At 40.4% G+C, this 12308-nt stretch carries 13 protein-coding genes; 10 read left to right on the top strand and 3 right to left on the bottom strand.

Annotated features, from left to right (window positions below):
- Positions 1 to 66 precede the first annotated feature (66 nt).
- Both Q320_RS0113560 and Q320_RS0113555 read left to right on the top strand, forming a co-directional pair.
- Complete coding sequence (locus tag Q320_RS0113560; protein ID WP_027469447.1) at positions 67 to 468, top strand: FKBP-type peptidyl-prolyl cis-trans isomerase; 402 nt, start codon at positions 67 to 69, stop codon at positions 466 to 468.
- A gap of 139 nt (positions 469 to 607) precedes the next feature.
- On the top strand, positions 608 to 1210 hold the full coding sequence (locus tag Q320_RS0113555) for a hypothetical protein (RefSeq protein ID WP_027469446.1): 603 nt from the start codon (positions 608 to 610) through the stop codon (positions 1208 to 1210).
- Positions 1211 to 1597: 387 nt separating this feature from the next.
- Here Q320_RS0113555 and Q320_RS0113545 read toward each other — a convergent pair whose 3' ends face one another.
- Together Q320_RS0113545 and rph are read right to left on the bottom strand one after the other, a co-directional pair.
- A complete protein-coding gene (locus Q320_RS0113545) occupies positions 1598 to 2020 on the bottom strand; it encodes a YkgJ family cysteine cluster protein (protein ID WP_156939071.1) in 423 nt (140 codons plus the stop codon).
- Between the two features lie 440 nt (positions 2021 to 2460).
- Positions 2461 to 3177 (bottom strand): ribonuclease PH, encoded by a 717-nt coding sequence (gene rph, locus Q320_RS0113540; RefSeq protein WP_027469443.1) that lies wholly within the window; start codon positions 3175 to 3177, stop codon positions 2461 to 2463.
- Positions 3178 to 3313: 136 nt separating this feature from the next.
- On the opposite strand from rph, the gene Q320_RS21635 reads away from it, so the two are divergent.
- Together Q320_RS21635 and Q320_RS0113530 are read left to right on the top strand one after the other, a co-directional pair.
- Positions 3314 to 3472: a hypothetical protein gene (locus tag Q320_RS21635; protein WP_156939070.1), complete on the top strand. Its 159-nt coding sequence runs from the start codon at positions 3314 to 3316 to the stop codon at positions 3470 to 3472.
- A gap of 151 nt (positions 3473 to 3623) precedes the next feature.
- A complete protein-coding gene (locus tag Q320_RS0113530) occupies positions 3624 to 4133 on the top strand; it encodes a hypothetical protein (protein ID WP_027469442.1) in 510 nt (169 codons plus the stop codon).
- A 294-nt stretch (positions 4134 to 4427) separates the two neighbouring features.
- Here Q320_RS0113530 and Q320_RS0113520 read toward each other — a convergent pair whose 3' ends face one another.
- Positions 4428 to 5156 (bottom strand): YebC/PmpR family DNA-binding transcriptional regulator, encoded by a 729-nt coding sequence (locus tag Q320_RS0113520; RefSeq protein ID WP_027469441.1) that lies wholly within the window; start codon positions 5154 to 5156, stop codon positions 4428 to 4430.
- Positions 5157 to 5983: 827 nt separating this feature from the next.
- Between Q320_RS0113520 and Q320_RS0113515 the strand changes: the two genes are divergently transcribed.
- The 6 genes from Q320_RS0113515 (at position 5984) to Q320_RS19895 (ending at position 12305) form a co-directional block, all read left to right on the top strand.
- Positions 5984 to 6742, top strand: a complete 759-nt coding sequence (locus Q320_RS0113515; protein ID WP_027469440.1) for a hypothetical protein — start codon at positions 5984 to 5986, stop codon at positions 6740 to 6742.
- 1 nt (position 6743) lies between these two features.
- The gene (locus tag Q320_RS21870) at positions 6744 to 7982 is read left to right on the top strand and encodes a DEAD/DEAH box helicase family protein (protein ID WP_211251234.1); all 1239 of its coding nucleotides are present in this window, start codon (positions 6744 to 6746) and stop codon (positions 7980 to 7982) included.
- Positions 7888 to 9216: a hypothetical protein gene (locus Q320_RS21865; protein ID WP_211251233.1), complete on the top strand. Its 1329-nt coding sequence runs from the start codon at positions 7888 to 7890 to the stop codon at positions 9214 to 9216. Before Q320_RS21870 ends, Q320_RS21865 begins: the two co-directional genes overlap by 95 nt.
- Before the next feature lie 587 nt (positions 9217 to 9803).
- Positions 9804 to 10313: a helix-turn-helix domain-containing protein gene (locus tag Q320_RS19900; protein ID WP_035853751.1), complete on the top strand. Its 510-nt coding sequence runs from the start codon at positions 9804 to 9806 to the stop codon at positions 10311 to 10313.
- A gap of 119 nt (positions 10314 to 10432) precedes the next feature.
- Positions 10433 to 11233, top strand: a complete 801-nt coding sequence (locus Q320_RS0113500; RefSeq protein WP_027469439.1) for a PIN domain-containing protein — start codon at positions 10433 to 10435, stop codon at positions 11231 to 11233.
- 652 nt (positions 11234 to 11885) lie between these two features.
- On the top strand, positions 11886 to 12305 hold the full coding sequence (locus Q320_RS19895; protein WP_035853748.1) for a hypothetical protein: 420 nt from the start codon (positions 11886 to 11888) through the stop codon (positions 12303 to 12305).
- The last annotated feature ends 3 nt before the right edge of the window (positions 12306 to 12308 follow it).

The following is a 12308-nucleotide window of genomic DNA, read 5'->3' as shown; positions in this document are numbered from 1 at the left end:
CCACTGTTATGATGAGCGCATCGGCATTCAGTCGATTTGCTTTTATTTATGTCAAAAGGAAAAACCATGAAACATTTACTCGCCGCCGTAGTCCTAATGAGCAGTGCAGTTGCCGCCATTGCCGCCGCGCCAGCCGTTGAAACGACGGATACCGGCATTCAAATCACCACCTTGAAAGCCGGTACGGGCGCAGCACCAAAAGCCACTGACACGGTGACAGTGCATTACCGTGGCACGCTGGAAGATGGCAAAGAATTTGATAGCTCGTACAAACGTGGCCAGCCAGCGACGTTTCCATTGAGCGGCGTGGTGCCATGCTGGACTGAAGGCGTGCAAAAAATTAAAGTCGGCGGCAAAGCCAAATTGGTCTGCCCACCACAATTAGCCTACGGCAGCCGTGGCGTACCGGGCGTGATTCCTGCCAATGCGACGTTGACGTTTGAAGTTGAAGTTTTAGCAATTAAATAATCAGTGTCGGCGGGTTATAAGACAAAAAACTGCCAGCATCGTTGCACCGTCTCGACGTACGATTTGTACTGTCTTCGACGTTGCGCCTTGCTGGCCCATTTTTGTACTTTTATATTCCGACACATCAATGGAGTTTTTTATGTTGAAGTTGGTCCTTCCCGCCGTATTTTTATTGAGCCTGAGTGCTTGCGATCAAGGCGCGCAATTGGCGCAACAAGCCGCTTCATCGGTCGCCGCTGTCGTTGGTCAAGAAGTTAAAAATCAAGCTAATGCAGTCATTGAGCAAACCATGGGTGAAGCCAACGAAGCGCTTTCGCCGCTGGGTATTGATGCCAGCAAAGTAAGCAGTGCGCTGAAAAATCAAGCCAGCACTTTACTCGGCCAAGCGCTGAAATCCACCACGGATTGGCAAGCCTTGAACGCGTTCACCGGCAAAACGGCCACCGAAATCGGCCTATTTACTGCCGTTAGCCCGATTGAAGCTGAACTCAATACGCTATTAGGCGCGGATGCCGCCGCCTTTAAAGCCCAGCTCGCCAATGCGATTTTGAAACAAGAGCGCGTGCTGTATGTATTGAACGAGCAGCAAGGTAAAACGACTTGGCTCTTAATCGATAGTGAAAATCGTAAATTAGAAGCTGGCCAAATTATTAACGGCAAACTCAAAACCTTCGCCAGCCAAGGCGAAGCCCTGCACCGCCCGAGTGATATTAGTGCGGTGATTGGGAAGTTGGTGAAGTAGTTCGTATTGGGTATTTGCTGCTAGGCATTGCTAATTAAGCTTCAGACGTAGATACCTAGTGGATATAGGGTTGGCGTTATTGCTGTGCCGTGATGGCTGAGCTGGGGCTTAAAGTCCCTTGTGTCAAGCCGAGCGAGGAACAAGCGGGGCGGGGTTTTTGCGATCAATGTTTGAGAGAGGCCGATGCTTTTGTTTTTGAGGCCGAACGAGTTTTGAGCGCAACCGACCCGATTGTCCGCAGCGAGGGCATCCGGCGTAGCCGGACGCAGATACTAGGGCGGCCTTCTTTGGCTGACCTTTCTTGGCCGTTCAAGAAAGGTCAGTGCCGCGCGGCATGAGCGCGACCATGCTGACAAGAAAGCTGATACCTCAAATTAAGCAGTGCATCTACGTTTGAATCGCCGTCAGTGGCGCTAGCCCATTAGCGGCGCGGGCGGTTTGACAGGCGGGGTTGGGCTGGCCTTGCTCGTCATGCACATAAAATTCGCGACAGGTGCTGGAGCGATGGTGGTAAATGCTGCAACGGCTGCTTTTGCCCACTTCGCCTTCAAAGCATACGCAACGCGGTTTTTCCTGATTGGTGCCGGCCATCGCCGCGTAAAACGGCGTAATCGGAATTACTTTATCGGCAGGCACGCCAATCGCGCTGTCCGCCAAGCCTCCGGCAATTTCACCGACATAAAACGACACGCGAAAGTGATTACAGCAAGCGCCACAGCTGGCGCAAACATGATCGTCGCCATCGGGCATATCGACAAACACGCGGCCATCGTCTTGGGTGAGTTTGATTTGTTGGTCTGGTGAATTCATTTTTACTTTTAATAATGTTTAGATTTAATGTTGATGCTGTGCCGATATGGTTGGGCTGGGGCTTAAAGTCCCTTGTATCAAGCCGAGCGAAGGATAAGCGGGGCGGGGTTTTTGCGATCAATGTTTGAGCGAGGCCGATGCTTTTGTCTTTGAGGCCGAACGAGTTTTGAGCGCAACCGCCTCGCTTGTCCGCAGCGAGGGTATCCGACGTAGTCGGACGCAGATACTAGGGCGGCCTTCTTTTGCTGACTTTTCTTGGCCGTTCAAGAAAAGTTAGTGCCACGCGGCATGAGCGCGACCATGGTTAGAAGACAATAGACGCTTCCAAGTTAAGGTGTTTTTTGTTATCAACACCAAAATCATTAATACGTATTTAATTTGTGGGTATTGCCATGTAATACTTATTAAATAATGCCTACATGGCAATACCTAGATATATTTTAAACCGCCAGCACTGCATTCTGTTTCACAATCAACTCGCCAATCCCTTTTTCCGCCAAATCCAGCAGCGCATTCATTTCGTCACGGCTAAACGCTTCGCCTTCCGCTGTGCCTTGGATTTCGATGAATTTACCGGCGGCGGTCATCACTACATTCATATCTGTTTCGCAGCCCGAATCTTCGATGTAATCCAGATCCAGTACCGCCGTTTCGCCGACTACGCCGACTGAAACTGCCGCGACCGCTTCGCGAATCGGGCTGGCTGTGAGTTTACCCGCAGCGATCAGGCCGTTGATTGCATCGGTCAGCGCGACAAACGCGCCGGTGATACTCGCCGTACGCGTGCCACCGTCGGCTTGGATCACATCGCAATCAATCGTGATTTGGCGCTCACCCAATGCTTTCAAATCCACGACGGCGCGTAAAGAGCGGCCGATGAGGCGTTGGATTTCTTGTGTGCGGCCAGATTGTTTGCCCGCAGCGGCTTCGCGCTTCATGCGGCTGCCGGTCGAGCGCGGCAACATGCCGTATTCTGCCGTCACCCAGCCTTCACCTTTGCCTTTCAAAAACGGCGGCACTTTTTCTTCGACGCTGGCGGTACACAGCACTTTAGTCGCGCCAAATTCAACCAATACGCTGCCTTCGGCGTGGCAAGTGTAGTTGCGCGTTAATGTAACGGTGCGAAGTTCGTTTGGCTGGCGTTGTGAAGGGCGCATTGTGGTTCCTAATATGGGCAAGATTGAATGCGCGAAGTATACCGCAGCGCGTTGCCTTATCGCAGACGCATCGCGTGCATTTCGGCACGAGTATGACGGCGCACAGCTTTAAGTTATGATGACTTACGATCAATGAATGGAACTGCAGAAAATGAATAAATACATCGGTGGATTCAGTCTCGGTACCCTCGTCGCCGTCGCGCTGTCATGGAGTGCCAATCATTCGATTCTTTGGGCGATTATTCACGGCTTTTTGAGCTGGTTTTATGTGATTTATTATTTCCTGTTTCGCTGAGCGGGGATGAATTTGTAGGGTGGCTTAGCCAAAGGCGTAACCCGCCAATATACGTTTGATAGATTAAATATTAATCAGTGCGGGTTGATAAAACTAACCCACCCTACATGGCTAACCCATTACAGGGCTTTTTGATTTGTATAGGAAAAAAATGTTTTTTTTAATTATTCGTTCTATTGTTGGTGCTGCGTTGTTAATGATTGCTCAAAGCGTCTTTGCATCAGAAATTGTAGAAAATGATTTTGACTATGGCAGATTAAAAGCAGCATTTCCTGAAACTCCAGAAATGGAGCGATGGCATACACAATCTCCGCTAGGGAATAGTGTCCGATATTCGTACAAGACGGAAGAAATCATTCTTGGTTTATCTTCGTTGGGACCGGTCGATAAAAAAAATCAGCGAGACTACATCCGTAATATTTATAGAAAGATACAAGCAATGCAGGTATTAATAAATCACGATCGGTCAACTCCATTTGATATGCTTGATAAGAGCACTACTTTTGATCTGGTAGCTGAAGTCCCTGGGGGTGGGAAAAAGTTTATTTATAAATTTTTCCTAATGAAAAGAAATCTTATTGAAGCTTTGGCTATTTTTGATGAGGGTAATGAAGATGTTGCACGTGATTTTCTGAAGAGTATTAGCGTTAACGCTAAATGAAAGTATAAAACTCGTAAGCACCGTAGATACAAGGATGGGTTGAACCATCCTTTTCGGCGATAGCCATCGCCGATATTTGATGGGTATCGCTTCGCTCCACCCATCCTACGTTTTTCGCTCGATACAAAAAACCACCAAAAATTTGGTGGTTTTTCATATGTTGCAATTTCACGTCGCTTTAATGCTGCGTATTCCAGTTATGAATTAAAGCTGACGCGAAGGTGAGCCGCAGACAGTGCTGTAGCACGGCAAGGCGATGCCGACAAAGTCAGGTTTGAATTCAGAGCTGGAATTTTACTCCTCGTCAAACACCGCAGTCGTATATACCTCTTGCACATCGTCCAAGCTTTCTAGCGCGTCGATCAGTTTTTGCATTTTGATCGCATCGTCGCCTTCGAGTTCGGTCTCAGTCTGTGGCTTCATCGTTGATTCGCCCATTTCGGCTTTAAAGCCAGCCGCTTCTAGCGTTTCTTTGACAGTGATGAAATCGTAAGGTGGTGTGATGACTTCGATTGAGCCGTCGTCATTCACGGTCACATCATCCGCACCCGCTTCGAGCGCCGCTTCCATCAAGGCATCTTCATCGGTGCCTGGTGCGAAAATCAGATAGCCGCAGTGCTTAAATTGGAACGACACGCAGCCGTCCGAACCCATATTGCCGCCGTATTTGGCAAAAGCGTGACGCACGTCGGCGACGGTGCGTACTTTATTGTCGGTCAGGCAGTCGACCATCACCGCAGCGCCGTTCAGACCGTAGCCTTCGTAACGGGTTTCAAGGTAATCCACGCCGTCGAGCGCGCCCGAGCCGCGTTTTACTGCGCTTTCGATATTGTCTTTGGGCATCGATTGCGCTTTGGCTTTATCAATTGCTAAACGCAGACGTGGATTCATTGCCACATCGCCGCCGCCCATTTTGGCCGCAACGGTGATTTCTTTGATCAGTTTAGTGAAAACTTGGCCGCGCTTGGCATCTTGGCGGCCTTTACGGTGTTGAATATTTGCCCACTTGCTATGACCTGCCATTTATGACCTACCATCTAATATAAGTTATTGATTTATAAGGATATTTTTTTAAATATCAAATAAAATTGTGTATTTTTTTGGAAATACTCAAAAAGTACACAATTTTTACACACCATCTTCAAAATCTATTGATCACATTTTACCGTTCGATCAAAAAATAGGCAATTTTAGATAGTCGCTATTTTGATGCTAATCATGCTGTTTGTAAGTAATTTATTGCTCAAGTCTACGAATTACAAGGCATTCAGGAGGGGCACTAAGGCATTGAAAGGGATTCAAGCAGCAGGATAGGTAGAGTTATGCACGGAACAATTACAGTTTTCTTGAAAAAAATATTCAAAAAAAATACACACCGAATATTGTCAAATGCACAGCCGAATTAGCATTTTATTTAAAAAATATCCAATAAAATCAATGATCTATTGGCTTGTGCTCTTCATGGCGTAATGCATGTGATGTTTAGCTATGTGACCTGATATGCATATCACAAGTTATTGATTTATATGGTTAATTATCGATATGGAGATTTAATTGTGTATTTTTTGGATTAAATACACAATTTTTACACCCGAGCTTAGTGTTTATGACGTCTATTTAACTGTTTGATGAAAAAATAGGCAGTTATAGATTAGGCCTATTTTGATGCTCATCATGCTGTGCATGAATGATTTTTCGCAACTAAATTTACTTGTTGACCCCTAATATTTAATAAATAACAATATTTTGTAACTTATTTGTCAATATTTTGTTGCTTGTGTGATATTGACTTGATTGTTTGTTGTAAGCTGTGACAGTGTTGACCTACTTCATTATCTAGAAGGATTGAAATGCATTTAGTTAAGATAAAAAAACTAGCTCCTCATCTTGAACTTCATGTAATAGATATTCAAGAAGTAGACTATGAATTTGAGAAAAAAATTGATGATTTTTTAGTGTCGATCTGCGAAGGCGAGTCATTTAGCGAGATAATTAATGTGAAGAAAAGGTTAAAGGATTTTCTTAGCACTAAAACTGAAAGCACCAGAATGGGAGCTATCGCTGAATTTTTTATTCATCTATACATGCGAATTAATGGTTATAAACAAGAATTCTTATTTTTTAATCTTGAGGAGGGATCTATTAAAAAAGGTTTCGATGGATATTTCTCTAAAGAGGATGAGACGTATATTGTTGAAAGCAAATCGGGCTTAATGACTACAAAAAATATAAAGCATGAGGCTAAGTTGAAAGAGGCTTTTAGTGATATTGAAAAATATGTCTCAGGGAAAAGCGATAAAGGAAGTAATAATCCTTGGAGAAATGCATATAATCATGCTTCACATATTGATGTTGGATCTTCAAAAGCCATAAGAACTCAAATAAAAGAATTGTCTGATTTGTATGATAAAAATAACTTCAAAAAAGTTGAGGAATTTAATATTATTCCATGCTCAACTATTTTTTTGGATGGTGAATGGTCTGGTAATTTCTCAGATGAAATTTTGGGTGACTATAAGAGTTTGCTAAATTTCAAGGGTAAAAGTATTAAGGCTGTTTGTATTACGAAGCAAAGTATCCATTTACTAAATAAATACTTGAGCAATTAAAATGACAGAGCAATTATCAGACTTGAAGAAAGATATTAAATTTTCATCCGCTATAGAAAAAGTAACTTTGAATAAGGAGTTGTCGGAGGATGAACTTGTTTTTGTTTTGAGCTGTGCAATATTGTTCTTGAATGAGTTTGCAAAAGATAAAAGAAGAGTTACTTGTTACGAAATTGCATATTTTATTATAATGAAGGTGGCTATTAGTAATAGGTATTATGATCCATTGTTAGATATTAGTTCGAATTTTGGATTGTACCCGATATCTAAGCATATTCTTGATAAAAAATTAATTGAAAACGCTAGTAGCTTAGATTTTGCCTTAGATTATAAGTTAGATAGATTTAGAAACAATAATATCATTGAGACTTATGAGCAAAGTAGATATCGGCAAGAAATTGTTGCTAGTGAGAATAATGAAAATTGTTATGTTGCACCAACGTCATTTGGTAAAAGCTCATTGATGGTGGATGTGATTAAAGGTAATACTGAATTAAAAAAAGTTGCGATAATTGTACCAACAAAGTCACTTTTGGCACAAACTTATAAAAGTATTAAAAAAAATTTTCCACAGAAGAGGATAATATTTCACGACGAAATGTACGATGGCGCTGATGAATTCTTGTCGATTCTTACTCAGGAGCGTGCTTTACGGTTGCTTAAAAATCAAGGGTTATCTTTTGATTTGTTAATTATTGATGAGGCGCATAATTTATTTGAGAAAGATAGTAGGAGCATATTACTTACTAGGTTGATACGTAGAAATAGACATCGTAATCCTAAGTCTAGAAATTATTACTTGTCACCATTAATTTCTGATGCAAATAATTTGAAGATAAATTCAAGTGATAATTTTTTTGAGAGAAGAATTGCTAGCAACATTAAAGAACCAGATATACATGAATATAGAAAGAATGGTGATGTTTACAAGTACAATAGGTTCATGAATTCATTCTATTTACAAGGCAAGAAGGATAATAGTACTTTTATTGATTATATTACCAATAATTGCGCAAGAAAGAATTTTTTGTATTTAATGGCTCCTAGAAAAGTTGAGGAGCTTGCATCAGACTTTGCGCAGGCTTTAGTTGTACAGGAAAATGTCAAGTTAGATGAAATAGCTAATTCATTGTCAAATAATATCCATGCTGATTTTTATTGTGTTGATTACATTAGAAAAAGGCTTGGTATATGTTCATGGGAAGTTGCCAGATTTAATAAAAGAATATTTAGAATATAGTTTTGCTAAGATTGATGGTGTCAAATTTATTGTTGCAAATTCTGTGATATTAGAAGGGGTTAACCTACCTGTTGATAGCCTTTTTATATTAAATACATACTCACTGAATATTAAAGGTTTGACCAACTTGATTGGTCGTGTAAACCGATTGAATGAGGTTTTTTCTGAAGAAGATAAGTATTTGAAAAAGCTATCCCCAAAAATACACTTCATTAATTCTGAAAAGTACAATGGTATTCGTGGGAAGATGGAAAATAAAATTAAACTATTAAGGAATGGTTTTTTTAAGGATGAAGTAAAGAACCCACTTCTTTTAAATTTTAATTTTGAAGAGTTTGAACAGAAATTGAACGACAAGGTTGAAAGTGGTGGGAGTGAAAGCAGTAAAATTAAAGCTTTAAGTGAAGTGCAAGATTTACAGGATAGAGAGCGATTTATAATTTTTGGGGAAGATACTCCATCTTATAGAATAATGAGGATACTCTCTGAATCCGAGTTGAGTACTAACTATCAAAACTATCGCGATGTATTTAGGCTAATTGAGTCAAGAGTTCATGAAGTAATGGCTAGTCCAGAATGGTTGGGCGAGGATGTTATTAATAAAATTTATCTTTTATTTATTCATGGACTTGAGGAAAATATTTGCAATTATGAATTTGCTAGGCTTAAGCAAGCTAAAGCGAGGGATTTTTATAGGATGTTTATAGATAAGCTTCATCGTTTTAGCTTGAAAGAGCACATTTCAGACATGGTGGAATATTTTTATTCGATACGAAATCAACAAAGTGGACGAGATTTTTATATTGGGCAATCTTACGGTGAAAAATCAAAATTCAATGAAGATAGAAACTCGTATGGACAAAATGTATTCATTGATTTGGCAAGCAAAACACATAAAGAATTGGTAAACATAGCGCTAGTGAAGATTAAAATTGAAAGCGATTTTGTATCTTATATTCTAAATCAGTATGTGACTATTCTGTATGAGTTAGAACTAATTAGTGAAGGCGATTATAATAAACATATTTACGGGACTGAAAATAGGAAAAATTCTGATTTTGTGAAAGTTGGATTTAGTGGGTCATTGGTAAACAGATTAGATAGGGATGGTCAAATAAAAAATTTAACTCTAGGTGAATTTGGGGACGTTATATGCAAGGATGAGTTTAGAGAGTATATGAGAAATAAAGATGCATTGATGAAATTTGAAGTAGAGAAATTTATAGAGTTATAATAATTTATATATTGTGGGTGTTTTTCAGGGGAATTGTTTACACCAAATTAATATTTTAGTTAGTATTTTATCGCTCTATAAAATAGGCAATGCTGATTGTAGTTACTTTTCTACCAATCATGCAGTGCGTGTCAGCAACTTGAGGTCAGACTATTGCTAAAAAAACAGCTTGTCAGCATTAGCGGTTGAATTGCAAACATGCAAAAAATTGCCAATTTCGGGGTACTTGAGAAGATGGGAAATATTGTAAGTTAAGAAATCCCTACTCTTGAAAACGACTGATTTCGATCATAGTGCTGAGAAAGTAGCTACAACTACCTAATTCAACTCTGAAAAAGCACTCGAAGTTTACTCTCTATTTTGCATGTCCGTTTTCATGCGTTTTAAGAAACCATCGTGACTACAGCCCGCATCAGTAAACGGTTTCTCTGGCACTAACGTATTCCCACGTACCCCCTAATAACTTTACCTCCCAACGTTCCAATCAAAAACACTTGCCAGTAATTTTTTTTTAGATATACTAAAAATAGGAACAATAAGTTCCGTACAGGCTTCATTTGAGCCAAAAAATCATACGGAGAATGAACATGTCAGAAAAGTCAATGAATGCCAGCTTTTCTACCGGATTACTTCTGGTGATTAAAGAGATCCGCCTTGAGCGCGGAATACATCAAGGACTTATAGCTCAATACATTGGTAAAACGCCAAACGCTTGGACAAAAATTGAAAATGGACAGTCAACACTCACTGCAGATGCTTTATTTGGCGTCTGTAATGCCTTGCAGATTCAACCTTCATACATGCTCAGTCTTGTTGAACGACTTGTGCCAATTTTCAACAGTTCAGGATGGTTTTTTCAAAATTATTCACTAGAAGAAGGTCATGATGATTTACTCAAACTTATGCTGACATACTTCAATAGCAGTGGTTATGAAGCACTAAAATCCAGACCATACGATCGAGTTAGCGTAACAAGTATTGGTAATCTTTATCTACCAAGTATCACTCCAACTATAGTTCGTTATTGCTGTGAATCTGATTTTAGAGAATGGATTAACAATGGTGCTCAACCATTGACGACGTCCATTACGTTGTGATGCGATTTTCATATTTGAATAAATAATCGCAATAAAATATGTAGAACACTATTATTGCAATGTATCTATTTATAGAAACTAATATTTATTATTAGCATGAAATTTACGGAGAAGTAAAAATGAGCGATTGGTTTAAAGTTGCTGCAGTATTAACTGATAAGGCACTCAGGTTTTACGAAGAATCTAAAATAGAAGAGCGGAATAGAGAACGCCAAAAAATTCGTGCGGTACAAAAAAAAAGGACTCTTGCGCAAACTATAGAAATTGAGCGAATAAAAAACAATGACAACGACATTGAAAAATATCCAGGAACTTTCTCACATAAAAAATTCGAGGAGGCAAAAAAAGCACATGACTTTATAGAGATGTTACATGCGGAATGGAAATCAAAAGGTGAAGTATATATACTAATAGACTCTAATGTGTGGATGGATGCGTCAATTGATGAGTTCTTTGTAAATTTTTCTGAATTCATAAAGGGAAATAATTTAAAAATAACGGTACCGCACGAGCAATTTGATGAAATCGTGAATTTAAAAAACAAATCGTATAAAGATGAAAAAAGCAAACTAGCTAGATTGGCCATGGCAAGAATAGAGACGTACTTAGATTCTAAGTTGTTATCTATGAAGTTACCAAACCATGTAGCTAATATTAATGCATATCTAGATGTAACAATAATTAAGCAGGCAATTGAAAAGGCCAAGAATGGCACGCAAGTTTTCTTGTTTACAAAAGATAAAGAAGTTATTTTAAGAATAAAGGCAGAAGATGTTTCACTAGAAAACATACACTTTTTAGATGTACAAGATGTACTAATAAAAACTATAGAATACAGAAAATCAAAAGAAATTATCAATGAATATAATGCACTGAAAAAACGTTTCCATAGTGAGTTTGTTCTTGATTTAGGAAAATAAAGTACGGAAAAATAAAATTAATTTATGTATACATTATTGAAACCAACAAAAACAGGTCGAATCAGGCCTGTTTTTCACATCTGATGGATATTTGCAGAACCACAAGTGCAAAACCATTCAGGCGAAACCAGCAGGGAGCCGTGACCAAGTATTTTCGGGCAACAAAATCTCTTTGCCATCTCTTGCTCATAGAGTACAGACACATGCGATTGAAAATAACTGACAACAGATAGTGTGTGGGGTTGGTTTTTTTGAACGTTTGGATTGAAGCCCAAGTTTAAGTTGGCGTTTAAAAGCGGTATTTTTAAAGCGTTTTTCCGCAGTAAGTTGCTATTGCGGTTAAGGCTGTGAAAGGGATTCAAACAGCAGGATAGGAAAAGTTATACACAGGCCAGTTTGCAGTAGCCTTGAAAAAAAATACACAAAAAATACACACTGATATTGTCAAATGCACAGAGAAATCAGCATTTTAAATTAAAAATAATCAATAAAATCAATGGTTTAATGGTGCGTTTTCTTCTGCTTGCCCCACTTGCTATGACCTGCCATGCTGCACCTGTGTTGTCGTGTCGTCAGTAGGGCGATATTCTAGCACGCCGCTGCGGGGCGATTGTATCCCGCAGTGAGTGCGAAACACGATCTGGATTAATCAATGGGTATTTTCTTGAAAAATGAATCACTTGGCCGAATTCGCCTCTGGGGTATTTACCTGTGGGTATTACCAGCGAGTACTTGCGGGGCAATACTGGCACTGCCTTTATTAGTGCTGGGTGGCAACGTGGCGTGGTTTGACGGCGTGTGGGAAGTTTGCGCACCGCGCAGCATCGCTCGCCTAAGCCACCGCTTTGGCGCGATCACTTTCGGCCATGTGGTGATTGCGCGTGATGCGGCGCAAATGGCGGCGCTACGCGAACACGAACGCGTGCATGTGCGCCAATACGCGCGCTGGGGCATTTTGTTTTTTCCACTGTATCTCGGCTCAAGTTGCTGGCAAGTTTTGCGCGGGCGGCGTTTTTATCGCGACAACCATTTCGAGCGCGAGGCGTATGGAGATGATCCTGCGGCGCGTTAATTG

It is taken from the genome of Deefgea rivuli DSM 18356 (genome assembly GCF_000620145.1).
In the GTDB taxonomy this organism is placed as follows: domain Bacteria; phylum Pseudomonadota; class Gammaproteobacteria; order Burkholderiales; family Chitinibacteraceae; genus Deefgea; species Deefgea rivuli.
The sequence above is the reverse complement of the archived record's forward strand: the minus strand, read 5'-3'. Positions and strand labels throughout refer to the sequence as shown.

Excerpts from the sequence above, each read along its gene's own strand:
- Q320_RS0113560 (WP_027469447.1), top strand. The coding sequence starts at position 67 with ATGAAACATTTACTCGCCGCCGTAGTCCTAATGAGCAGTGCAGTTGCC.
- Q320_RS0113500 (WP_027469439.1), top strand. The coding sequence starts at position 10,433 with ATGAGCGATTGGTTTAAAGTTGCTGCAGTATTAACTGATAAGGCACTC.
- Q320_RS0113545 (WP_156939071.1), bottom strand. The coding sequence starts at position 2,020 with ATGAATTCACCAGACCAACAAATCAAACTCACCCAAGACGATGGCCGC.
- Q320_RS19895 (WP_035853748.1), top strand. The coding sequence starts at position 11,886 with ATGGGTATTTTCTTGAAAAATGAATCACTTGGCCGAATTCGCCTCTGG.
- Q320_RS0113520 (WP_027469441.1), bottom strand. The coding sequence starts at position 5,156 with ATGGCAGGTCATAGCAAGTGGGCAAATATTCAACACCGTAAAGGCCGC.
- rph (WP_027469443.1), bottom strand. The coding sequence starts at position 3,177 with ATGCGCCCTTCACAACGCCAGCCAAACGAACTTCGCACCGTTACATTA.
- Q320_RS21870 (WP_211251234.1), top strand. The coding sequence starts at position 6,744 with ATGACAGAGCAATTATCAGACTTGAAGAAAGATATTAAATTTTCATCC.
- Q320_RS0113530 (WP_027469442.1), top strand. The coding sequence starts at position 3,624 with ATGTTTTTTTTAATTATTCGTTCTATTGTTGGTGCTGCGTTGTTAATG.
- Q320_RS0113555 (WP_027469446.1), top strand. The coding sequence starts at position 608 with ATGTTGAAGTTGGTCCTTCCCGCCGTATTTTTATTGAGCCTGAGTGCT.
- Q320_RS19900 (WP_035853751.1), top strand. The coding sequence starts at position 9,804 with ATGTCAGAAAAGTCAATGAATGCCAGCTTTTCTACCGGATTACTTCTG.
- Q320_RS21865 (WP_211251233.1), top strand. The coding sequence starts at position 7,888 with ATGCTGATTTTTATTGTGTTGATTACATTAGAAAAAGGCTTGGTATAT.
- Q320_RS0113515 (WP_027469440.1), top strand. The coding sequence starts at position 5,984 with ATGCATTTAGTTAAGATAAAAAAACTAGCTCCTCATCTTGAACTTCAT.
- Q320_RS21635 (WP_156939070.1), top strand. The coding sequence starts at position 3,314 with ATGGAACTGCAGAAAATGAATAAATACATCGGTGGATTCAGTCTCGGT.